This is a genomic window from Stenotrophomonas sp. YJH_SMC_36, from assembly GCF_059369935.1.
On record NZ_JCAFTD010000003.1, the window covers coordinates 53,589 to 74,827 of the forward strand.

Sequence of the window (21,239 nt, forward strand, 5' to 3'; positions counted from 1 at the left end):
TGGGGGCATGGATGTCTCCCACCTGCTTGATGGCCTGAACCCGGCCCAGCGCGAAGCCGTCTCCGCTCCCCCCGGCCACCACCTGGTGCTGGCCGGTGCCGGTTCCGGCAAGACCCGCGTACTTACCCACCGCATCGCCTGGCTGCATGAAGTCGAAGGCGTGCCGACCCATGGCATCTTTGCGGTGACCTTCACCAACAAGGCCGCCGGCGAGATGCGCCACCGCATTGACGCACAGCTGCCGCATGGCAGCCGTGGCATGTGGATCGGTACCTTCCACGGCCTGGCCAACCGCCTGCTGCGCCTGCACTGGCAGGACGCGAAGCTGCCCGAAGGTTTCCAGGTGATGGATTCGGACGACCAGCTGCGGCTGGTCAAGCGCGTGGTGCAGGCACTGGAGATCGACGACGGCAAGCATCCGCCCAAGCAGATCGCGTGGTGGATCAACGAACAGAAGGATGAAGGCCGCCGCCCGCAGCACATCCAGCCCGAGCCGCACGATGCGTGGCTGGAAACCATGCGCCAGGCCTACATCGAGTACCAGGCGCGCTGCGACCGTGCCGGCCTGGTCGACTTCGCCGAACTGCTGCTGCGCGCGCATGAGCTGCTGCGTGACAATCCCGGCCTGCTGGCGCACTACCGCGCCCGCTTCCGCGAGATCCTGGTGGACGAGTTCCAGGACACCAATGCCATCCAGTACGCCTTCGTGCGCGTGCTGGCCGGGGAGTCCGGTCATGTGTTCGTGGTCGGCGACGACGACCAGGCCATCTACGGCTGGCGCGGTGCCAAGGTGGAGAACGTGCAGGGCTTCCTGCGTGATTTCCCGGGCGCGCAGACCATCCGCCTGGAACAGAACTACCGCTCCACGGCCAACATCCTCGGTGCTGCCAACGCGGTGATCGCGCACAACCCCGATCGCATCGGCAAGCAGCTGTGGACCGACAGCGGTGACGGCGAGCCGATCGACCTGTACGCGGCGTACAACGAGATGGACGAGGCCCGCTACATCGTCGAACGTGCCCGCCAGTGGGTGCGCGATGGTGGCAGCTACACCGAAGTGGCCGTGCTCTACCGCAGCAATGCGCAGTCGCGTGCGCTGGAAGAAGCCCTGCTGAGCGAGCAGGTGCCGTACCGCGTGTACGGCGGCATGCGCTTCTTCGAACGCGCCGAGATCAAGGACGCGCTGGCCTACCTGCGCCTGCTCTCCAACCGCAACGACGATGCCGCCTTCGAGCGCGCGGTGAACACGCCGACCCGCGGCATCGGTGAACGCACCCTCGACGAAGTGCGGCGCGAAGCACGAGCGCAGGGCATTTCGCTGTGGGAAGCCACCATGCTGGTCACCCAGGGCAATGCGCTGGCCGCGCGTGCGCGCAACGCACTGGCAGGCTTCCTGGTGCTGGTCAACGAACTGCAGGCGCAGACCCGGGACATGACCCTGGCCGAGCGCGTGGACCACGTGCTCTCGCGCTCGCAGCTGCGTGAGCACTGGAGCAAGGAAAGCCGCAATTCGCTCGACTCCGAATCGCGCACCGACAACCTCGACGAACTGGTCTCGGTCGCCTCGCGCTTCGTGCGGCGGGCCGATGACATCGAGGAAGTGGGCGAGGACATGGACGAGCTGGTGGCGTTCCTGGCCTACGCTGCGCTGGAGGCCGGCGAGGGCCAGGCGCAGGCCGGCGAGGACGGCGTGCAGCTGATGACCCTGCATTCGGCGAAGGGCCTGGAATTCCCCCTGGTGTTCCTGGCCGGCATGGAGGATGGCCTGTTCCCGAGCGCGCGTTCGCTGGAAGAAAGCGGCCGGCTGGAGGAAGAGCGGCGCTTGGCGTATGTGGGCATCACCCGGGCGCGGCAGAAGCTGGTGCTGTGCTACGCCGAATCACGCCGCATCCATGGCCAGGACAACTACAGCCTGCCTTCGCGATTCCTGCGTGAGATTCCACGCGGGCTGCTGCATGAAGTGCGGCCGAAGGTGCAGGTCTCGCGTCCCGCGTCGCTGGGCAGCAGCCGGGTGATGGGGCATGCCGCCATCGAGCTGCCGCCGATCAAGCTCGGCGCGCTGGTCAGCCATCCCAAGTTCGGCGAAGGCATGGTGACCGATTACGAAGGCAACGGCGCCCACGCCCGCGTGCAGGTCGAGTTCGCCGACGCCGGCAGCAAGTGGCTGGTGATGGCCTACGCCAACCTGACGGTGATCTGATTCCCGTCGAGGGGTCGCTGGGATACCTGTAGAGCCGAGCCCATGCTCGGCTGCTTCTGGTGGGAAAAGCAGCCGAGCATGGGCTCGGCTCTACAATAGGCGGCATCTCTTCCAGGAATGCCCCCATGACCGAGCCCACGCTGCATGTCACCGTGACCTTGAACGCCAGGCTGCAGCCTGAGCATCGCCACGAGCTGTTCGAGGATCCGCTCGACGCGCTGCTGCAGGCCGCCGAAGTGGGCGAAATCACCGGCGGCGGGACCGCCCTCTCCGATGACGGCGAGGTCGAGTACGGCGACATCGAGGTGGCGCTTCATGACGCGGCAGGTGTGCCGAAGTTGATCGATCTGCTGGAGCAGCTGGGCGCGCCGAAGGGATCGAAGGTGCAGGGCGCCGGGGACGGCGACCGCGGTTTCGGCGTCACCGAAGGCCTGGGCATCTATCTGGATGGCCAGAACCTGCCGGACGAGGTCTACGAACAATGCGATTCCAACCATGTGTTCGAACAGCTGTCCGAACGCATCGATGGCCTGGGTGAGATCTGCAGCTGGTGGCAGGGCCCGACCGAGACCGCGCTGTACATGTACGGCCAGTCGTTCGAGGCGATGCGTGATGCGATCGCCGGGTTCGTGGCCAGCTACCCGCTGTGCCAGAACGCACGCGTGGTGCAGATCGCCTGAGAGGGCCACCTGTAGAGCCGAGCCCACGCTCGGCTCATCCATCCGGAGCCGAGCATGGGCTCGGCTCTACAGGCGCCGGATTGATCCTGCTCAAAGCGCCACGTGCACATCGGGTGTGCAATGGTGGCGTTCCCATCCGGCGGATTGCCACGGAGCCCCACCATGTACACGCGCATCCTGATCGCCACCGACGGGTCCGAGCTGGCCGACAAGGGCCTGGCCAAGGGCCTGGAGCTGGCGAAGGACCTCAATGCAGAGGTCGACATCGTCACCGTTTCCGAGCCGTGGGCTGTCGGCATGTACGACGCCATGGGATGGAGCGTGGGCTACATGAACAGCCCCGAGTACAAGGCCGACCGCGAGGAAGGCGCGCAGAAGGTGCTGCAGCCGGCGCTGGCCAAGGCCGCCGAACAGGGCATTACCGCCAACCCGGTGCACGTACTGGACCGCTACGCGGCCGACGGCATCATCGAGACCGCTGCCGAGCGCAACAGCGACCTGATCGTGATGACCTCGCATGGCCGTCGTGGCGTGACCCGCGTGCTGCTGGGCAGCCAGACCGCCGAGGTGCTGGCACGCAGCACGCTTCCGGTGCTGGTCATCCGCTGAGGCACGTGTTCCCGGGGAGGGGACACCGACGCCGGCCGCAGGATGCGCGCCGGCGTCATCTTTTATGCAGCCGGGCTCGCTGGGGTCGGATCCTGCGGAAAGGGATCCGACCTCTGTCACATCACCAGCTGTAGAGCTTCCAGTACACCGGCGAGACGCCGTCCTTGTCGGTGTCCATGCGGCCATCGCCGTTCTTGTCGTACATGTAGAACGGGGCACCCCGCGACGGCGTCACCTTGACCATGCGCAGCTGCCCGGCCACGCGGTACTCCTCGATGGTGTCGCCGTTGCTCATGGTGCGGCTGGAGACCTCGGCGCCCTTGACGTCGACCGGGGGCGCCCCGGCGCCACCCATGCTGGCGCAGCCGGCAAGCAGGAGCAGGGAGGCCAGCATCAGAGTCTTCATGGGCGGTGGTCCTTTGCCTGGAAAGAGATTCGATTATGCCCCATCGTCGGGCATGCGCCGTGTCGCCGCTGTGCAGGGACAGGCGCGTAGAATCGCTGCATGAGCAGATTAGTCCTGATCGACGGGTCCAGTTACCTGTACCGCGCGTTCCACGCGCTGCCGCCCCTGTCCAATGCACAGGGCGAGCCCACCGGCGCGCTGTTCGGCGTGGTCAACATGCTGCGCTCGACGCTGAAGGAGCGGCCGGCCTACGTCGCGTTCGTCGTCGATGCGCCCGGCAAGACCTTCCGTGATGACCTGTACGACCAGTACAAGGCCAACCGTCCCCCGATGCCCGACGAGCTGCGCAGCCAGGTCGAGCCGATGTGCCGCATCGTCGAAGCGCTGGGCATCAGCATCCTGCGCGTTCCGGGCGTGGAAGCCGACGATGTGATCGGCACGCTGGCCCTGCAGGGCCAGGCGCAGGACCTGAAGGTGACGATTTCCACCGGCGACAAGGACTTCGCCCAGCTGGTGCGGCCGGGCATCGAACTGGTCAACACCATGACCGGCAGCCGCATGGATTCGGACGCGGCGGTGATGGAGAAGTTCGGTGTGCGCGCCGACCAGATCGTCGACCTGCTGGCGCTGATGGGCGACAGCGTCGACAACGTGCCGGGCGTGGAGAAGTGCGGGCCGAAGACCGCCGCCAAGTGGCTGGCGGAGTACCAGCACCTGGAGGGCGTGATGGCCGCCGCGCCGTCCATGAAGGGCAAGATCGGCGAGAACCTGCGTGCGGCGCTGGAGCGCCTGCCGCTGAACCGCGAGCTGGTGACGATCCGCACCGACGTCGCGCTGGAGGCCACCCCGACCACGCTGGCGCTGCGGGAACAGGACGTGCCGGCGCTGACCGAGCTGTACACGCGCTACGGGTTCACCCAGGCCCTGAAGGAACTGGGGGCGCCGCTGCCGGCACCGGCCGTGGCCAGCGAGGCGGCACCGAGCCTGCGTGGCACGGCGGCCGGCTTCGCCCGTGGCAGTGCGGAGGCACCGGCCGAGGGCACGCTGGATCCGGCACTGGCCGCGCCAGGTGAATACGAGACCGTGCTTACCAGCGAACAGCTGCAGGCCTGGGTGGAGCGGCTGCAGCAGGCCGACCTGATCAGCTTCGATACCGAAACCGACGCGCTGGATGCGATGCGCGCGCGCCTGGTCGGTGTCAGCCTGGCGGTCGAGCCGGGCAGGGCGGCCTACATCCCGGTGGGTCATGACTACCCCGGCGCACCGGCGCAGCTGCCGCTGCAGCAGGTGCTGGACGCGTTGCGCCCGGTACTGCAGGATCCGGCAAGGAAGAAGCTGGGCCAGCACGGCAAGTACGACCTGCATGTGCTGCGGCGCCACGGTGTCGAGGTGCAGGGTTACCACGACGACACCATGCTTGAGAGCTTCGTGCTCAATTCCACCGCCACCCGCCACGACATGGATTCGCTGGCCCTGCGTTACCTGGGCTACACCACCATCAAGTTCGAGGACGTGGCCGGCAAGGGCGCCAAGCAGATTCCGTTCTCGCAGGTGGGCATCGACGAGGCCAGCCGCTATGCGGCCGAGGACGCCGACATCACCCTGCGCCTGCACCGCGCGCTGCAACCGCAGCTGCTGGCCGAACCGGCCCTGGACAGCGTGTACCGCGACATCGAGATGCCACTGGTGCCGGTACTGGCCAGCATCGAGGCCAACGGTGTACGCATCGATGCCGACGAGCTGCGCCGGCAGAGCCAGGACCTGTCTTCGCGCATGCTGGCCGCGCAGCAGAAGGCCACCGAGCTGGCCGGGCGCAGTTTCAACCTGGATTCGCCGAAGCAGCTGCAGGCCGTGCTGTTCGACGAGCTGAAGCTGCCGGCGGTGGTGAAGACTCCGAAGGGCCAGCCCAGCACCAATGAAGAGGCGCTGGAGGCGATCGCCGACCAGCATGAGCTGCCGCGGGTGATCCTCGATTACCGTGGCCTGGCCAAGCTGCGCAGCACCTATACCGACAAGCTGCCGGAGATGGTCAACCCGGATACCGGCAGGGTGCACACCAGCTACCACCAGTCCGGCGCTGCCACCGGCCGCCTGTCCTCCTCGGACCCGAACCTGCAGAACATCCCGATCCGCACCGAAGATGGCCGCCGCATCCGCCGCGCCTTCGTCGCACCGGAAGGCTGCCAGCTGCTGGCCGCCGACTATTCACAGATCGAACTGCGGATCATGGCCCACCTGTCCGAAGACCCGGGCCTGGTGCGCGCCTTCGAGCAGGGCGCCGACGTGCACCGCGCCACCGCCGCAGAAGTGTTCGGCCGCACCCTGGACGAGGTGACGCCGAACGAGCGCCGCGCGGCCAAGGCGATCAATTTCGGCCTGATGTACGGCATGAGCGCCTTCGGCCTGGCCCGCAACCTGGGCATCGACCGTGGCCAGGCGCAGGATTATGTGGCGTTGTACTTCAGCCGTTACCCGGGCGTGCGTGACTTCATGGAGCGGATGCGCCAGCAGGCCCGTGACCAGGGCTATGTGGAAACGCTGTTCGGCCGCCGCCTGTATCTGAACGATATCCATGCACGCAACCAGGGCCTGCGTGCCGGTGCTGAACGCGCCGCGATCAACGCGCCGATGCAGGGCACGGCTGCCGACATCATCAAGCGCGCGATGGTGGATGTTGACCGCTGGCTGCGCGACAGCGGGGCGCCGGCGCGGATGATCCTGCAGGTGCACGATGAACTGGTGTTCGAAACCGAGACTGCGTTTGTCGAGGAGCTGCGGGAAAATGTGGTGCAGCGCATGTCGCAATCGGCACAGTTGCGCGTTCCTCTGGTGGTCGACACCGGCGTAGGTAACAACTGGGACGAGGCACACTGAGTCGCTTTCGGGCCTGAAACGACGTGAATTTGTTCATCTGGCCACAGTTTCTGACTCGGCCATGAATACTCGCCCCATTGCGGTTCATTAAATTGGCTCCCTTCACGAACCGTTAGTGTTCGGAGTGGTTCTATAGCTCTCGACAGGCGCAATGCCTGTTGTGGATCTCTCCCATCCCCTGGAGCAGATCTCGGAACGGGGACTCCTCCCCAAGTGCCCGTTCCCCGGCCCCGTTGACCTCCCCCTGGTCAGCGGGGCTTTTTATTTGCGCCGCCGGCAGGCTGCCGGCTGCTAGGCTGGGCCACCGCCCAGCAGGGGAGCCCGCAATGCACGATCTGTTCGTACTGGCGATGCCGTGGTGGGAGTTCATCCTGCGCGCGGTGGTGGTCTACACCGTCGTGCTGGGCCTGGTGCGCCTCAGCGGCAAGCGCGCGCTGGGGCAGATCACCCCGTTCGACGTGCTGCTGATCGTGCTGCTGGGCAACGCGGTGCAGAACGCGCTGCTGGGCCAGGACACGTCCCTGGGCGGTGGCCTGCTGCTCGCCGCGACCCTGATCCTGCTCAACTACGGCGTGGGCTGGGTGACCACCCGCAACCGCCGCCTGGAGCGCCTGATCGAGGGGGAACCGGTGGTGATCGCCCGTGACGGCACCCTGTTGCGGGATGTTCTGCGCCGCGAACTGATCAGCCGGGCCGATTTCGATGCCGCCATGCGCCAGCAGGGCTGCCTGCGCATCGATGATGTGCAGGTGGCGCTGCTGGAAACCACCGGCCACATCACGATCATCGCCCGGCACACGGACGCGTAGGGCCGGCGGCATGTGTGCGGGGACGGCCACGCCGCCCCGCGAGATGCCTTAGAGCCAGTCGCGCGGGACCAGGTAATCGGCCAGCCGGGCTTCCGGACTGCCCGCCTCGGGGGTGAAGCCGTATTCCCAGCGCACCCGCGGCGGCAGGCTCATCAGGATGCTTTCGCTGCGGCCGCCGCTCTGCAGGCCGAACAGCGTGCCGCGGTCGTAGACCAGGTTGAATTCCACATATCGGCCCCGCCGGTACAGCTGGAATTCGCGCTCGCGCTCGCCATGGGCGATGTCCTTGCGCTGCTGCACGATCGGCAGATAGGCATCGAGGAAGCCGTCGCCGACCGCCCGCAGGTAGTCGAAGTCGCGTTCGAAATCGCCGTGCAGATCGTCGAAGAACAGGCCGCCGATGCCGCGCGTTTCGTTGCGGTGGCGCAGGAAGAAGTACTCGTCGCACCAGCGCTTGTGCGCGCTGTAGCGCTCTTCACCGAACGGCGCGCACAGGTCGTGGGCGACCTGGTGCCAATGGCGCACGTCCTCGTCGAAGGGATAGAAGGGGGTCAGATCGAAACCACCCCCGAACCAGCTGGCCACCACTTCGCCGTCGCGCTGCGCCTGGAAGAAGCGCACGTTGGCATGGGTGGTGGGCACATAGGGGTTGAGGGGGTGGAACACCAGCGATACGCCGGTGGCGCGCCAGGATGCACCGGCCAGCTCCGGGCGGTTGGCCGAGGCCGACGGCGGCAGGCGGCTGCCGGAGACATCCGAGAAGCCGATTCCGGCCTGTTCGAACACCGCGCCGTCGCGCAGCACGCGGGTGCGGCCACCCCCGCCTTCAGCGCGCTGCCACAGGTCTTCCTGGAAGCGGGCCTGGCCGTCGGCCGCTTCGATCGCCGCACAGATGCGGTCCTGCAGGTCGGTCAGGTAGGCGCGCACGCGCTCGAATTCGTTCATGACGCGTACTTTACCGCAGGGCCTGCCGCACGCCGCGGGTGAGGGCAGGTCAGTGGAAGCAGGAGCGGATATCCGGCCGCAGCAGGCGCCAGGCCAGCCAGCCCTGCGCGACGAGCAGGGCGAATGCGCCGCCGAACAAGGTCAGCGACATGAGGATGTGCTGGGTTCGCGCTTCGCGCAGTGTGTCTGGATCGACGATACGCCCGATGACGTCGGCGAGGACGCTGTCCAGCCACCCGGCGACGGCGAAGTTTGCCAGGGCCGAGAGCCACAGCAATGCTACGTAGCTCCACAGCCCCCAGCGACGTCGCCGGGCAAATCCCCAGCTGGAAAGCACGGCGGGGATCGCTGACAGCATCAGCCACAGGGTAGCGTCCACCGGCTTGCGCAGTATCCACAGCACGCTTGGCGGGAACTGCTGTTCAGTGGCCGACAGCAGCATCCACCGCCAGAACGGGCCGCCGGACAGCTGCCAGACCACCAGCGCCTGAATCGCCATGGCCACCACGAACGCTGCGCAGATCAGCAGCGACGCCAAGCCGAGCGGCCGCACGAAATCCTCCGGGTTGAGCGGCGTGGCAGGGCGGTGCCGGGGCGGTTGAAGCGACATCCGATGTCCTTGGCTGCAGTGGCGTCTTCAGCGGGTCGCCACCCGGGTGGCAACGGCCGGCAGGATATGGTGTTCGCTCAAGGGTGCCAAGAGCAGGCCATGGGGCGGGCGCAGCGGCACCCACGCCAGCTCGGCGATTTCCGCGCGTGCCTGCGGCGTGCCCTGTACCTGCACCCACCAGGCCTCGGCCTGTACGCGATGACCAGGCTCGTTCACCGCCCAGTCCTGGAAATGGCCCAGCGCCACGGTCGGGCCGGCGAGCAGGCGCACACCCAGCTCCTCGTCCAGTTCGCGGGCGAGCGTCTGCAGTGGCGTTTCGCCCGGTTCGGGCTTGCCTCCGGGCTGGATGAAGCGGTCGGCGCCGTGCTTGCGTACCACCAGCGCCCGGCCGTGGTCGTCGACGATGACCGCGGCCACGATGTGGATCGTGGCCGCGGCACTGCTCACTTCAGGTTCTGCTCGAACAGCTTGAGGATGCGCTTGTACTGGTCCAGCCAGGAGTCGGCGCGGACGTAGCCGTGGCGTTCCAGCGGGTACGGGGCGATCGACCAGTTGTCCTTGTGCAGCTCGATCAGGCGCTGGGTCAGGTTCACCGAGTCCTGGAAGAACACGTTGTCATCCATCATGCCGTGCGCGATCAGCAGGTTGTCCTGCAGGTTCTGCGCGTACTCGATCGGCGAGGACACCCGGTACGCCTCTGGATCGATGTCCGGCGTGTTGAGGATGTTGCTGGTATAGGCGTGGTTGTAGTTGTGCCAGTCCACCACCGGGCGCAGCGCGGCACCGGCCTTGAAGGTGCCCGGTGCGCGGAACAGCGCCATGAAGGTCATGAAGCCGCCGTAGGAGCCACCGTAGATGCCGGCGTGGTCACGGTCGCCCTGCTGGGTGTCCACCAGCCAGTCCAGGCCGTCCTTGTAGTCTTCCAGTTCCGGGTGGCCCATGTTGCGGTAGACGGCCGTGCGCCAGTCGCGGCCGTAGCCCTCGCTGCCGCGGTAGTCCATGTCCAGCACGATGTAGCCCTTCTGCACCAGCAGGTTGTGGAACATCTGCTCGCGGAAGTAGGCCGGGTAGCGCTGGTGCACGTTCTGCAGGTAGCCGGCACCGTGCACGAACATCACGATCGGGTACTTCCTGCCCGGCTCCTTGTGCTCGGGTTCGTAGTACTTGGCCCAGACCACGCCGGCGCCATGCCTGGACGGCACCGCCACCAGCTTCGGCTGGATCCACTGGCGCGCCTTGAAGTCGGCGCTGCGGGTATCGGTCAGCACGCGGGCCTGGCCGCCCGCGCTGGGCAGCACCGCCAGCTGCGGTGGCAGGTAGGCACCGGAGTAGCGCACCAGCAGCTGCTGGCCATCCGGCGACAGCGAGAAGTCTTCCACGCCGTTGAGGCTGGTCAGCTCGCGGACCTGACGGCTGCCGGTGTCGACCGCGCAGACTTCGTAATCGTGCGGGGCCTGCGGGTTGCACAGGAAGTAGAAGCCCTTGCCGTCGGCCGACAGCACGGGCGCGGAGGTCTCCCACTTGCCGCTGGTCAGCGCCTGCGGCCGGGCAGTGCCGGCCTGGGTGTACAGGTGCGAGAAGCCCGATTCCTCGGACAGCAGCCACAGCGTGCGGCCATCGGCCATCCAGCCGAAATCGTTGAAGCCCCAGTTGATCCACGCGTTGTCGGTCAGCCGGTGGCGGTTCTGCACGCGGCCGTCGCTGCCGATGCTGACGATCCAGCGGTCCTTGTTGTCGTTGGCGCGCAGCATCACCGCCGCCTGCTGGCCATCGGCGCTCCAGCGCATGCCGCCGCCCATGAAGTCGCTCATCACCTGCACGCTGCGTTCGCCCTTCAGCGCCTCCTTGCCGGCCTTGCGGCGCAGGTCGGCCAGCGGGTCGGTGGCGATGCCCGGCAGGCCGGACAGCGACAGCTTCTGCGCCTTGCCGCTGCGCACGTCCACGTACCACAGGGTGTGCGGCTCGTTGCCATTGCGACCGACGCGGGTGCGGGTGTCCTCGGTTTCCTCGTAACCGGATTCGGTCACGTACAGCGGCATCTTGCTGGTGCGGCCCTCGTCGAAGTCCTTCGGCGTGGTCACCACGATCAGGTGGCCCAGGTCCGGCGACAGCACGCTGTCGGCGATCTCCACGTCGGCGCCCAGGTATACCGGGCCCGGCGCGCGGGTCGGGTCGGCCTGGCGCCAGCGCTGGTCCTGGTCCTTCAATGCCTCGCGCTGCTCGCGGTCGCGACGCAGGGTTTCCAGGGTACGCAGCTGCTGGTCGCGCAGCAGGTCGTCCTTGGGCGCGCTGTTGGGGTCCTTGTCGGCCTTCAGGCTGGCAACCTGCTGCACGCCGCCGGCAGCGGTCCAGTGGAACCAGTTCTGGCCCACCCGCCAGATCACGCCGTTGTCGGCAGCGAAGTTCACCCCGCTGGCGCGCTCGTTGCTGCGCGTGAGCTGGGTGAGCGCGCCGCTGCGCAGGTCGCGCACGAACACGTCGCCGTTGCGGACGAAGGCGCTGCGGGTGCGGGTGCGGTCGTAGACCGGATCGGCCACGTCCAGGGTGCCGCGCTGGTCGTCAGCCACCTGGGCCGCAACACCACCGGCCACGGGCTGGCGGAAGGTGTCGCGCACCGGGCTGCCGTTGCGCTTGAGCTGGTACTCGACCTGCTGGCTGTTCCACGACCACCAGGCCTTCTCGACCGGCGGACCGATCCAGTCCGGATCCGCCATGGCCTGTTCGATGGTGATCGGCGTCGGCGCGGCATGGGCGGCCGGTGCGGCCAGCACGGCCGACAGCAGGAGGGACAGGGGCAGCACTCGGGACATGGGCGGACGGCACCAGAAAAGGAAACCGGGCAAGGGTAGCAGCCGTTCGCGCCGCAGGAGGGGGCCACAGGTCATGGCAGCGGGATCGGCAAAGCGGTGCAACCGGTGCCCCCCATCGCGCATCCATTCTCCTGAACCCGCATCATTCACCGCACAGGAGCACGACCATGCAGGAACTCATCCCGATCACCCTCTTCATCTGCATCGCCTACGCCATCCACGCCATCGCCGATGCGCGCGCGCGCAGCAAGCTGGTCGCACCGCACGTGCCCGAGGAGGTGATCCGCTCCCTGGCCGTGCTGGAGGAAGAGCGCCGCCGCCAGGGCGCGCTGCGCTGGGGCATCAGCCTGGTGTGCCTGGCCCTGGCCATGGGCCTGCTGGAAGTCCTGGGCGCCCGCGACCTCACCTTTGGCGCCGCCGCCGCCCTGGTGGGCAGTGCCGGCCTGGGCCAGCTGCTGGCCTGGCACTTCACCCGCCCCACTGTGCGCAAGAGCTGAGCGCCGGCATGCCACACGCCCCGGGGGAGCGGTGCGCATGAGCCTGCTGGGCGAAGCCCTGTCCGCCCTGCGCGGCCGCCGACGGCAGGACGCCGCGGCGGCCGCGGTCATCGACAATGATGCAGCGCTGGTGCGGGCCATCATCGATGGCTCGCAACCGGCGTTCGCGCAGCTGGTGCAGGCCCATCAGCGCACGTGCGCGCATGTGATCGGGCGCATGGTGGGTGACCGCGATCAGGTCGCTGACCTGCTGCAGGAGACCTTCCTGGCGGTGTTCCGGCAACTGCACCGGTTCCGCTTCGAATCCTCGCTGCGGACCTGGATCTCACGGGTGGCCTACACCACCGCATTGCAGCACCTGCGTCGCCGGCGCCTGGAAGCGCAGTGGATGGTGGCGGTGGAGGTACCGGAGGATCTGGGGATCGGTGACGAGGGACCGGGCCCGGCCGAACTCAGCCAAGCGCTGCAGGCCGGCCGCCAGCTGGGTGCGGCGCTGGAGCGGTTGAGCCCGCCGCAGCGCCTGATCGTCGGCCTGCATTACCTGGAGGATTTCGACCTGGCAGAGATCGAGCAGGTGACCGGTCTTGCGCGCGGTACCATCAAGAGCCACCTGCACCGCGCGCGTCTGCTCCTGAAGCAGGAACTGACGCGGCATGCCACCGCCGGAGAACTGCTGTGAACCCACCGACCGATCCCCGCGATGCCGACGAGCGCGCGCTGGCGCAGGCGTTGCGTGAACAGGCACGGCAGGAACAGACCCCGGACGTGAGCGAGGCGTTGCAGACGCGTATTGCCAGTGAGTCGCGCGACAGTGGCGTGGGCTATGTGGTGGTGCAGGTGCTGCTGGTGGGCGCGCTGATGGCGGCCGGTGCCTGGTACTTCTGGCCTTGAGGCTCTCGCCGGGCATGGCCCGGCGCTACCTGGGGATCAATGGGTAGCGCCGGGCCATGCCCGGCGGATCGGCGCCGGCAGGTCATGGGGCGCGGCCATGCTCGGCGGCTTCCCCTGCGACAGAGTGAAGCAGCGCGTCACCCGGTCGCATCCCGGCGTAACGAAATATTCCTAAAGTGGTCCGGTATCCCACCGGTCGCAGGCAGGAGGCGTCCCTTGGACGCGTTGTTGTTGTCCCGGATCCAGTTCGGATTCGTCATCAGTTTCCATGTGCTGTTCCCGGCCTTCACCATTGGCACGGCCAGCTGGCTGGCCTTCGTCGAATGGCGCTGGCTGCGTACCCGTCTCCCGGTCTGGCGGGAGCTGTACTTCTTCTGGCAGAAGATCTTCGCCGTATCGTTCGGCATGGGCGTGGTCAGCGGCATCGTCATGGCCTTCCAGTTCGGCACCCACTGGCCGCGCCTGAGCGAGGTGGCCGGTACCGTCATCGGCCCGCTGCTGACCTACGAGGTGCTGACCGCGTTCTTCCTGGAAGCCAGCTTCCTGGGCGTGATGATGTTCGGCTGGGGCCGGGTTTCGCCGCGCCTGCATTTCCTGTCCACCTGCATGGTGGCGCTGGGCACGCTGTTCTCCACGTTCTGGATCCTGTCGTCCAACAGCTGGCTGCACACCCCGGCCGGCTACGAGATGGTCAATGGCATCGTGCATCCGGTGGACTGGTGGCAGGTGGTGTTCAACCCGTCGTTCCCGTACCGGCTGGCGCACATGGCGCTGGGCTCGTTCATTACCACCTGCTTCGTGATCGGCGGCGTGGGTGCGTGGTACCTGCGCAGGGGAACGCACGTGGAGGCGGGTCGGCGCATGCTGATCGCGGCCGTGGCGTTTGCCGCGCTGACCGTGCCGGTGCAGATCTTCGTCGGCGACATGCATGGCCTGAACACCCTCAAGCACCAGCCGATGAAGATCGCGGCGGTGGAAGCGCACTGGCATGAATCCGGCGAAGGCGAGGGCGTGCCGCTGGTGGTATTCGCGCTGCCCAACGAAAAGGACGAGCGCAACGACTTCGAAGTCGCCATTCCGAAGCTGGGCAGCGTGATCCTGACCCATTCGCTGGACGGCACCTTCGATCCGCTGACTTCGGTACCGGCCAGTGAACGGCCACCGGTGACGCCGGTGTTCTTCGCCTTCCGCATCATGGTTGGACTGGGCACGCTGATGCTGCTGCTGGCATGGCTGTCGGCGTTCCAGCTGTGGCGGAGGAAGCTGCTGGATTCGCCGTGGCTGCTGCGCGGCTGGAACTGGATGTTGCCGAGCGGCTTCATCGCGCTGCTCTCCGGCTGGTTCGTCACCGAGATGGGGCGGCAGCCGTGGGTGGTCTACGGCGTGCTGCGTACTGCCGATGCGGTCGGCCCGCAGAGCGCATGGATGACCGCGCTGTCGCTGGGGGTCTACGTCGTCGGCTACGCCTTCGTCTTCGGCTGGGGCATCTGGTACCTGGTGAAGATCCTGCGCCATGGACCGCAGCCCCACGACCAGGGGCCCTCGCTGGACCACGGCAGCCACACCCCGGCACGGCCGCTGTCCGCCGCCGACGAACCGCTGGAGGAGCGCTGACATGGACCTGGTGACCTGGCTGCCGGTGGCGTGGTTCGCGGTGATCGGCTTCGGCGTACTGATGTACGTGGTGCTGGACGGGTTCGTGCTGGGCATCGGCATCCTTGCGCCGTTCGCCGAGGACGAGGAGCAGCTCGACCTGATGATGAACACGGCTGCGCCCATCTGGGACGGCAACGAGACGTGGCTGGTGCTGGGCGGCGCCGGCCTGCTGGCGGCGTTCCCCAAGGCCTATGCAGTGCTGTTGTCGGCGCTGTATCTGCCGGTGCTGCTGCTGGTGGTGGCACTGGTGTTCCGCGGCGTGGCCTTCGAATTCCGCTTCAAGGCGCATCGCTCGCGGAGGCTGTGGAGCGTGGCGTTCGCGCTCGGCTCGCTGCTGGCCACGTTCGCCCAGGGCGTGATCCTGGGCGCACTGGTGCAGGGGCTGCCCCTGGTGGACGGGGTCTACCACGGCGGTGCGTTTGCCTGGTTCAGCCCGTTTGCGATGCTCACCGGCGCGGCGCTGGTCGCCGGTTACGCATTGCTGGGCAGCACCTGGCTGATCCTGAAGACGGAAGGGCGCGTGCAGGCGCTGGCGCGGCAGCTGACACGGCCGCTGGTGGTGGCGGTGATCGCAGCGATGGGCCTGGTCAGCAGCTGGCTGCCGTTCCTGGACTCGCGGCTGATGGCGCGCTGGTTCAGCGACGGCAACTTCTGGTGGCTGTCACCCGTGCCGTTGCTGACCCTGGCGGTGGCCGCTGCGTTGTGGCGCAGCGCCACGCATCCACGCCGCGACCTGCCGCCGTTCCTGCTCAGCCTGGCGCTGTTCATTCTCGGCTTCCTGGGCCTGGTGCTGGGCATGTGGCCGTACCTGCTGCCGCCCTCGATGACGTTGTGGCAGGCAGCAGCACCGGCGTCCTCGCTCGGCTTCACCCTGGTCGGGCTGGTCATTCTGCTGCCGGTCATCCTCGGCTATACGGCGTGGTCGTACCGGGTATTCCGCGGCAAAGTGCAGGCCGGAGCCGGTTACCACTGAGCAATGGCGTGCGGGGCCACAGGTGCCGGCCCCGTGTTGTGCAATGTGAAACCTGCACACCCTGCGCAGGACGTGCTAGCGTGCGCTCCTTTCCGGCCGCCAGGGGGGCAGCCGGCGACGTCCTGGACGGACGCACGGCTGCAGGGACGGGGGGCCGCCGCGCGTCGCCATAATGGCTCGTGCCATCGTTCTCCTGATGAAGCACCATCGCTAGATGATCGAATTCTCCATCGTCGACTGGGCTGCCTGGGCACCTGGCCTGAGCGAGCGCAGCCAGTGGCTGAGCTGGGCTGACGCACCCTTCCTGCCACAGGGCGAGGGCACGCCGGCGCTGTCCGAGGTGCCCGCGATGCAGCGCCGCCGCATCGAGCGGCTGGGGCGGATGGCGATCCAGACGGCCTGCTGGTGCGAGGATGGCCAAGGGGCCGACAGCCAGGTACCGCTGGTGTTTGCCAGCCGCCATGGTGATGTGGCGCGCTCGATGGACCTGCTCGGGGCGCTGGTGAACGAGCAGCCCCTGTCGCCCACCGGATTCGGCCTGTCGGTCCATAACGCGATCGCTGCGCTGTACTCGATCGCTCGTGGCCATCGCGGCAACTATCTGGCGCTGGCTGCCGGCCAGGCGACGGTGGAGGCCGCCTGCCTGGAGGCCGCCGGTCTGCTGGCCGATGGCGCCCGCGAAGTGCGGGTGGTGGTCTACGAGTCGCCGTTGCCCGAAGTTTACGCGACGTTCGCCGACGAACCCGATCCGTTCTTCGCTTGGTGCTGGCGTGTGGTGGCGTCGACACAGGCGCTGCCGACGCTGTCGCTGCAGTGGGATGGCGCGCCGGCCCCGGTTACCGCCGCACCCGGCCTGTTGCCGCACGCGTTGGACCTGCACCGCTTCCTGCTCGCGGGCGCGCCGGCGCTGGAACACGTTGCCAATGGCCAGCGCTGGCGCTGGAGCCGCCGTGGCTGAGGCGCTGCGCCGCCTCGATCTTGCCTGGCGGGTGGTGGGCACCGGCCTGAGTTTTGCTGCGTTCGGCATCGGCGGACTTCTGCTGGGCGCCGTGGTGATGCCGGTCCTGCTGCTGATGCGTGATCCGGTGGCCCGCCGCCGTCGCGCCCGCCGCGTGGTGCAGGTGGCGTTCGCCAGCCACCTGCGGCTGATGCGCGGGCTCGGGGTGATGACCTATGAGATCGAAGGGCGCGAGCGCCTGCAGCGCGACGGCCTGCTGGTCCTGGCCAACCACCCCACCCTGATCGACGTGGTCTGCCTGGTCTCGCTGCTGCCCAATGCCGACTGCGTGGTCAAACGGGCGGTGGCTCGCAACCCGTTCATGCGGGGCCCGGTCCGGGCCGCCGGCTACATTTCCAATGACGACGGGGCCGGCCTGGTCGATGACTGCGTGGCCGCGGTACGGGCCGGCGGCAGCCTGGTCATTTTCCCGGAAGGGACCCGCAGCGTGCCCGGCCAGTCGCCGAGGCTTCAGCGTGGGGCCGCCAATATCGCCGTCCGCGGCCGGCTGGACATCACGCCGGTGCGGATCACCTGTACCCCGCCAACCCTGAGCAAAGGGCAGAAATGGTATCGTGTGCCCTCACGTCGCTTTCACGTTCGGCTGCAGATCGGCGAAGATATCCCGATCGCGCCATTCCTGGCCGAAGACGACGCGCCAAGGGGGGATGCCTTGGCAGCACGCCGCGTCACCGAGCACCTTTCTCGTTATTTCGACCTGTCTGGAGATTCGACCCGTGCAAGCACTTGAGCACGAGATCAAGGAATTGATCATTTCCTCGCTTTCACTGGAGGACATCACGCCGGAGGACATCGATCCGACCGCGCCGCTGTTCGTCGAGGGCCTGGGCCTGGATTCGATCGACGCTCTGGAACTGGGCCTGGCGCTGCAGAAGAAGTACGGTGTGAGCCTGTCGTCCGACTCGGAAGAGACCCGGCGCCATTTCTCCAGCGTGCGCGCGCTCGGCGAGTTCGTCGCCGCCCGCCAGTCGTAACGGCGCCAGGAGCTGCCATGACCAAGAATGAACTGTTCGAACGCATCGTCAACATCCTGACCGACAGCTTCGAGATCGAACCGGCCCGGATCACCCCCGAGGCACGTCTCTATGACGACCTGGACATCGACAGCATCGATGCGGTCGACCTGATCGTGCAGCTCAAGCCGCTGCTCGGCCGCAACCTGCAGCCGGAAGCGTTCAAGGCCGTGCGCACCGTGCAGGACATCGTGGATGTCGTGCACCGGCTGCTGCCGGACCAGGCAGCAGCCTGACCGCAGCGCGGGCGGCTCCGCCTTGGCACGCGCGCGTACGGTCGTGGTGGCGGCGATTTCGCTGGCCTACCCGCTGCTCGTCTACCTGGCGATGGGCCGCTTCGAGCCGCGCTGGCTGGCACTGCTGCTGTTCACCCTGGCATTGCTGCGTGCCCTGAGCACGCGCCAGCCGCTGTGGTGGGCTGCTGCAGCCGGTACCGGACTGCTGGCGGTGCTGGCCACCGTGCTCAACCAGGCGCTGCCGCTGAAGCTGTACCCGGCGCTGGTGAACGTGGTGATGCTGTGCGTGTTCGCCATCAGCCTGCGGTTCGGGCCGCCGCTGGTGGAGCGCCTGGCGCGGCTGCAGGAGCCGGACCTGCCACCGTTCGCGGTGGCCTATACCCGCCGCGTCACCCAGGTGTGGTGCGGCTTCTTCGTTCTCAACGGCAGTCTGGCCCTGCTCACCGCGCTGTACGCATCGGATCGGGTCTGGATGCTCTACAACGGATTGTTGGCGTACGTGATGATGGGCGTATTGTTCGCAGGCGAATGGCTGGTGCGGCGACGGGTGAAGGCGGCGCACGCCCATGGCTGAGTGGATTGCCCTGGACCGGCTGCTGCGGGATGCGCGGCCGCAGCGTGCTGTCGGCATCCGCGATGGCGAAGTGGTCGACCATCAGCAATTCCGTCAGCGCGTACTGGCCTGGCGTACGGCGTTTGCCGCCACTGACGGCCGTGACTGGGCGCTGTACTTCGATGATGCCGTGTCGTTCGCCGAGGCGCTGTTCGGTGCCTGGCACGCCGGCAAGCGGGTGTTCCTGGCCGCCGACAACCTGCCCGCCACGCTGCAGGCCCTGCAGCCGCAGGTGAGCGGTTTTGCCGGTGACGTTTCCCGTGATTACCGGCCACTGATGATGGCGGCCGCCGGTGCGCAGGTCGAGCTGGATGCGTTGGACGAGCATGCCTGCGAGCTGTGCGTGTTCACGTCGGGCAGCACCGGCGAACCCACTGCGATCGACAAGCGCCTGGACCAGCTGGCGCGCGAGGTCGATGCGTTGCAGGCCGCGTTCGGCGCACAGCTGGAAGGCGCGCAGGTGCATGGCACGGTGTCGCACCAGCACATCTACGGCCTGCTGTTCCGCGTGCTGTGGCCGCTGGCCGCCGGTCGCCTGATCCATCCGCGGCGGTTCTTCCATGAGGATCTGGTCGCTGCGCTGGCGGGCACGCAGACGGTGCTGGTGGCGACCCCGGCGCACCTCAAGCGCCTGCCTGCGCAGCTGGATTGGGCCAGCGTGCAGGGCCACCTGCGCGCTGTGTTCTCCTCTGGCGGCCCGCTGCCGGAAGAGGCAGCGCGGCAGGTGCGGCAATGGATGGCAGTCGCACCGACCGAGGTCTACGGCAGCAGCGAGACCGGCGGCATCGCCTGGCGTCGCTGGGATACCGATCTTCCGCCCTGGCAGCCGCTTCCGGGGGTGCAGTGGAGAATCGAGGGAGGCTGCCTGGCGGTGGCTTCACCCCATCTGCAGAGCCGCGACTGGTGGTGCACGCAGGATCGGGTGGAAGCGCTGGCCGAGGGTTGCTTCCGCCTGCTCGGCCGCGCCGACCGCATCGTCAAGATCGAAGAGCGCCGCGTTTCGCTCGATGCGCTGGAACGTGCGTTGCGCGACGACGCGGACGTCGATGACGTGCGCGTGCTGGTGCTGCCCGGCCAGCGCGAGCAGCTGGCGGCCGTGGTGGTGCCGGCCGATGCGGCACTGCTTGATGCCGATGATGCCGCGCGCCGCGCGCTGGGCCAGCGGCTGGCCGCGCGCCTGGCACAGAGCCATGACGCCGTGACCCGTCCGCGCCGCTGGCGGCTGGTACCCACGCTGCCGGTGAATGCGCAGGGCAAGGTGACCCAGGCCGCGCTGGTGGCCCTGTTCCAGCCGTCGATGCCGGTGCCGGTATGGGATCGGCGCGAGGCGGCCAGCGCTACCCTGCGCATGACACTGGACCCGGCGCTGCGCCCGTTCCAGGGACATTTCCCGCAGGCCGCGATCCTGCCCGGCGTGGCCCAGGTGGACTGGGCGGTGCGCTTTGCCCGGCAGGCCTTTGCGATGCCGGAGGGGTTCGTGCGCATGGATGCGGTGAAGTTCCAGCATGTGGCGCGTCCGGGCGACGAGCTGACGCTGCATCTGGACTGGGATACCGCACGCAACGTGCTGGTCTTCCGCTATGCCTCCGTGCATGGCGTACACGCCAGTGGCAGGATGGTCTTCGCCGATGCGCAGTGATCCGGCCGATGCCGGTGCCGCGTTCGCGCCACTGGTGGTGATTCCCGTCTACGACCACGAACATGCTGTCGCCGCGGTGGTCGATGGCGTGCAGCGCGCTGGCCTGCCCTGCCTGCTTGTGGACGATGGCTCGCATGCATCATGTGCTTCGGTGCTGCAGGCGCTGGCACAGCGTGAAGGGGTCGATCTGCTGCGTCTGCCGGTCAACCAGGGCAAGGGTGGGGCGATGCTGGCGGGCTTCGCCGAGGCCGCAAGGCGGGGCTGCAGCCACGTGCTGCAGATCGATGCCGACGGCCAGCATGACACCGGCGACCTGCCGCGCTTCATCGCGGCCGCGCGTGCGCGGCAGGACGCGGTGATCTGCGGCATTCCCGCCTACGACGCCAGTGTGCCCAAGGCCCGCCTGTACGGTCGCTACGCAACGCATGTCTGGGTCTGGATCAACACGCTGTCGCTGCATCTGCGCGACACCATGTGCGGTTTCCGTGTCTATCCACTGCCTCCGGTGCTGCGCCTGATGGGCGAAGAGACCATCGGCCGGCGCATGGATTTCGATACCGAAGTGATGGTGCGGCTGTACTGGCGGCAGGTGCCGGTGGAACATCTGGCGACGCGGGTGACCTATCCGGCAGACGGTGTCTCGCATTTCGATGTGTGGCGCGACAACGTACGCATCAGCCGCATGCATGCGCGCCTGTTCTTTGGCATGCTCCGGCGCGCACCGCGCCTGCTCTGGCGCCGCCTGCAGGGGCAGGGCTGA

General features: G+C 67.7%; 22 protein-coding genes. 17 read left to right on the plus strand and 5 right to left on the minus strand.

Annotation, left to right across the window (positions count from 1 at the left end):
- Positions 1-7 precede the first annotated feature (7 nt).
- The 3 genes from uvrD to AC5P76_RS06835 all read left to right on the plus strand — a co-directional run bounded on the left by uvrD (position 8) and on the right by AC5P76_RS06835 (position 3,489).
- Positions 8-2,200, plus strand: a complete 2,193-nt coding sequence (gene uvrD, locus AC5P76_RS06825) for a DNA helicase II (RefSeq protein ID WP_053519932.1) — start codon at positions 8-10, stop codon at positions 2,198-2,200.
- Between the two features lie 125 nt (positions 2,201-2,325).
- Positions 2,326-2,880 carry a hypothetical protein gene (locus AC5P76_RS06830; RefSeq protein ID WP_049433087.1) on the plus strand — a complete coding sequence of 185 codons (555 nt, stop codon included), beginning with the start codon at positions 2,326-2,328 and terminating at the stop codon, positions 2,878-2,880.
- Between the two features lie 162 nt (positions 2,881-3,042).
- A complete protein-coding gene (locus AC5P76_RS06835) occupies positions 3,043-3,489 on the plus strand; it encodes a universal stress protein (RefSeq protein ID WP_053519931.1) in 447 nt (148 codons plus the stop codon).
- A gap of 121 nt (positions 3,490-3,610) precedes the next feature.
- Here the strand turns inward: AC5P76_RS06835 and AC5P76_RS06840 are convergent, their stop codons facing one another.
- Positions 3,611-3,895: a DUF2782 domain-containing protein gene (locus AC5P76_RS06840; protein ID WP_053519930.1), complete on the minus strand. Its 285-nt coding sequence runs from the start codon at positions 3,893-3,895 to the stop codon at positions 3,611-3,613.
- Positions 3,896-3,994: 99 nt separating this feature from the next.
- Between AC5P76_RS06840 and polA the strand changes: the two genes are divergently transcribed.
- Entirely contained in the window at positions 3,995-6,769 is a 2,775-nt protein-coding gene (polA, locus tag AC5P76_RS06845; protein ID WP_253119103.1) for a DNA polymerase I, read from the plus strand.
- A gap of 326 nt (positions 6,770-7,095) precedes the next feature.
- On the plus strand, positions 7,096-7,578 hold the full coding sequence (locus AC5P76_RS06850) for a DUF421 domain-containing protein (protein ID WP_253119104.1): 483 nt from the start codon (positions 7,096-7,098) through the stop codon (positions 7,576-7,578).
- Between the two features lie 48 nt (positions 7,579-7,626).
- Here the strand turns inward: AC5P76_RS06850 and hemF are convergent, their stop codons facing one another.
- From hemF to AC5P76_RS06870, 4 genes are read right to left on the minus strand one after another with little or no spacing between them, the layout of a single operon-like run.
- Entirely contained in the window at positions 7,627-8,523 is an 897-nt protein-coding gene (gene hemF, locus AC5P76_RS06855; protein ID WP_053519927.1) for an oxygen-dependent coproporphyrinogen oxidase, read from the minus strand.
- A gap of 49 nt (positions 8,524-8,572) precedes the next feature.
- Positions 8,573-9,133 carry a hypothetical protein gene (locus tag AC5P76_RS06860; RefSeq protein ID WP_253119106.1) on the minus strand — a complete coding sequence of 187 codons (561 nt, stop codon included), beginning with the start codon at positions 9,131-9,133 and terminating at the stop codon, positions 8,573-8,575.
- 27 nt (positions 9,134-9,160) lie between these two features.
- Positions 9,161-9,580, minus strand: coding sequence for an NUDIX hydrolase (locus AC5P76_RS06865; protein ID WP_065181420.1), 420 nt, complete (start codon positions 9,578-9,580; stop codon positions 9,161-9,163).
- Entirely contained in the window at positions 9,577-11,943 is a 2,367-nt protein-coding gene (locus AC5P76_RS06870) for a S9 family peptidase (RefSeq protein ID WP_128987636.1), read from the minus strand. Before AC5P76_RS06870 ends, AC5P76_RS06865 begins: the two co-directional genes overlap by 4 nt.
- A gap of 167 nt (positions 11,944-12,110) precedes the next feature.
- Here AC5P76_RS06870 and AC5P76_RS06875 point away from each other — a divergent pair, with 167 nt between their 5' ends.
- The 12 genes from AC5P76_RS06875 to AC5P76_RS06930 all read left to right on the plus strand — a co-directional run bounded on the left by AC5P76_RS06875 (position 12,111) and on the right by AC5P76_RS06930 (position 21,239).
- Positions 12,111-12,440 carry a hypothetical protein gene (locus tag AC5P76_RS06875; protein WP_340044272.1) on the plus strand — a complete coding sequence of 110 codons (330 nt, stop codon included), beginning with the start codon at positions 12,111-12,113 and terminating at the stop codon, positions 12,438-12,440.
- 37 nt (positions 12,441-12,477) lie between these two features.
- Complete coding sequence (locus AC5P76_RS06880) at positions 12,478-13,119, plus strand: RNA polymerase sigma factor (protein ID WP_445394000.1); 642 nt, start codon at positions 12,478-12,480, stop codon at positions 13,117-13,119.
- Positions 13,116-13,331, plus strand: a complete 216-nt coding sequence (locus AC5P76_RS06885) for a hypothetical protein (protein ID WP_495222712.1) — start codon at positions 13,116-13,118, stop codon at positions 13,329-13,331. The genes AC5P76_RS06880 and AC5P76_RS06885 overlap by 4 nt, the downstream gene beginning before the upstream one ends.
- 216 nt (positions 13,332-13,547) lie before the next feature.
- Entirely contained in the window at positions 13,548-14,945 is a 1,398-nt protein-coding gene (locus AC5P76_RS06890) for a cytochrome ubiquinol oxidase subunit I (RefSeq protein WP_495222713.1), read from the plus strand.
- 1 nt (position 14,946) lies between these two features.
- Positions 14,947-15,960 (plus strand): cytochrome d ubiquinol oxidase subunit II, encoded by a 1,014-nt coding sequence (cydB, locus tag AC5P76_RS06895; protein ID WP_065174269.1) that lies wholly within the window; start codon positions 14,947-14,949, stop codon positions 15,958-15,960.
- A gap of 214 nt (positions 15,961-16,174) precedes the next feature.
- A complete protein-coding gene (locus AC5P76_RS06900; RefSeq protein WP_253119111.1) occupies positions 16,175-16,918 on the plus strand; it encodes a beta-ketoacyl synthase chain length factor in 744 nt (247 codons plus the stop codon).
- The gene (locus AC5P76_RS06905; protein ID WP_053518128.1) at positions 16,911-17,708 is read left to right on the plus strand and encodes a lysophospholipid acyltransferase family protein; all 798 of its coding nucleotides are present in this window, start codon (positions 16,911-16,913) and stop codon (positions 17,706-17,708) included. The genes AC5P76_RS06900 and AC5P76_RS06905 overlap by 8 nt, the downstream gene beginning before the upstream one ends.
- Positions 17,695-17,952, plus strand: a complete 258-nt coding sequence (locus AC5P76_RS06910; protein WP_053518072.1) for a phosphopantetheine-binding protein — start codon at positions 17,695-17,697, stop codon at positions 17,950-17,952. Before AC5P76_RS06905 ends, AC5P76_RS06910 begins: the two co-directional genes overlap by 14 nt.
- Before the next feature lie 17 nt (positions 17,953-17,969).
- Complete coding sequence (locus AC5P76_RS06915; RefSeq protein WP_053518073.1) at positions 17,970-18,227, plus strand: acyl carrier protein; 258 nt, start codon at positions 17,970-17,972, stop codon at positions 18,225-18,227.
- A gap of 22 nt (positions 18,228-18,249) precedes the next feature.
- Positions 18,250-18,801, plus strand: a complete 552-nt coding sequence (locus AC5P76_RS06920) for a COG4648 family protein (RefSeq protein WP_053518075.1) — start codon at positions 18,250-18,252, stop codon at positions 18,799-18,801.
- Entirely contained in the window at positions 18,794-20,479 is a 1,686-nt protein-coding gene (locus AC5P76_RS06925; RefSeq protein WP_253119113.1) for an ApeI family dehydratase, read from the plus strand. The genes AC5P76_RS06920 and AC5P76_RS06925 overlap by 8 nt, the downstream gene beginning before the upstream one ends.
- Positions 20,469-21,239 (plus strand): glycosyltransferase family 2 protein, encoded by a 771-nt coding sequence (locus AC5P76_RS06930; protein ID WP_053518077.1) that lies wholly within the window; start codon positions 20,469-20,471, stop codon positions 21,237-21,239. The genes AC5P76_RS06925 and AC5P76_RS06930 overlap by 11 nt, the downstream gene beginning before the upstream one ends.

Coding starts and splice junctions, on each gene's coding strand:
- uvrD (WP_053519932.1), top strand. CDS start 8: ATGGATGTCTCCCACCTGCTTGATGGCCTGAACCCGGCCCAGCGCGAA.
- AC5P76_RS06830 (WP_049433087.1), top strand. CDS start 2,326: ATGACCGAGCCCACGCTGCATGTCACCGTGACCTTGAACGCCAGGCTG.
- AC5P76_RS06835 (WP_053519931.1), top strand. CDS start 3,043: ATGTACACGCGCATCCTGATCGCCACCGACGGGTCCGAGCTGGCCGAC.
- AC5P76_RS06840 (WP_053519930.1), bottom strand. CDS start 3,895: ATGAAGACTCTGATGCTGGCCTCCCTGCTCCTGCTTGCCGGCTGCGCC.
- polA (WP_253119103.1), top strand. CDS start 3,995: ATGAGCAGATTAGTCCTGATCGACGGGTCCAGTTACCTGTACCGCGCG.
- AC5P76_RS06850 (WP_253119104.1), top strand. CDS start 7,096: ATGCACGATCTGTTCGTACTGGCGATGCCGTGGTGGGAGTTCATCCTG.
- hemF (WP_053519927.1), bottom strand. CDS start 8,523: ATGAACGAATTCGAGCGCGTGCGCGCCTACCTGACCGACCTGCAGGAC.
- AC5P76_RS06860 (WP_253119106.1), bottom strand. CDS start 9,133: ATGTCGCTTCAACCGCCCCGGCACCGCCCTGCCACGCCGCTCAACCCG.
- AC5P76_RS06870 (WP_128987636.1), bottom strand. CDS start 11,943: ATGTCCCGAGTGCTGCCCCTGTCCCTCCTGCTGTCGGCCGTGCTGGCC.
- AC5P76_RS06875 (WP_340044272.1), top strand. CDS start 12,111: ATGCAGGAACTCATCCCGATCACCCTCTTCATCTGCATCGCCTACGCC.
- AC5P76_RS06880 (WP_445394000.1), top strand. CDS start 12,478: ATGAGCCTGCTGGGCGAAGCCCTGTCCGCCCTGCGCGGCCGCCGACGG.
- cydB (WP_065174269.1), top strand. CDS start 14,947: ATGGACCTGGTGACCTGGCTGCCGGTGGCGTGGTTCGCGGTGATCGGC.
- AC5P76_RS06900 (WP_253119111.1), top strand. CDS start 16,175: ATGATCGAATTCTCCATCGTCGACTGGGCTGCCTGGGCACCTGGCCTG.
- AC5P76_RS06915 (WP_053518073.1), top strand. CDS start 17,970: ATGACCAAGAATGAACTGTTCGAACGCATCGTCAACATCCTGACCGAC.
- AC5P76_RS06925 (WP_253119113.1), top strand. CDS start 18,794: ATGGCTGAGTGGATTGCCCTGGACCGGCTGCTGCGGGATGCGCGGCCG.
- AC5P76_RS06930 (WP_053518077.1), top strand. CDS start 20,469: ATGCGCAGTGATCCGGCCGATGCCGGTGCCGCGTTCGCGCCACTGGTG.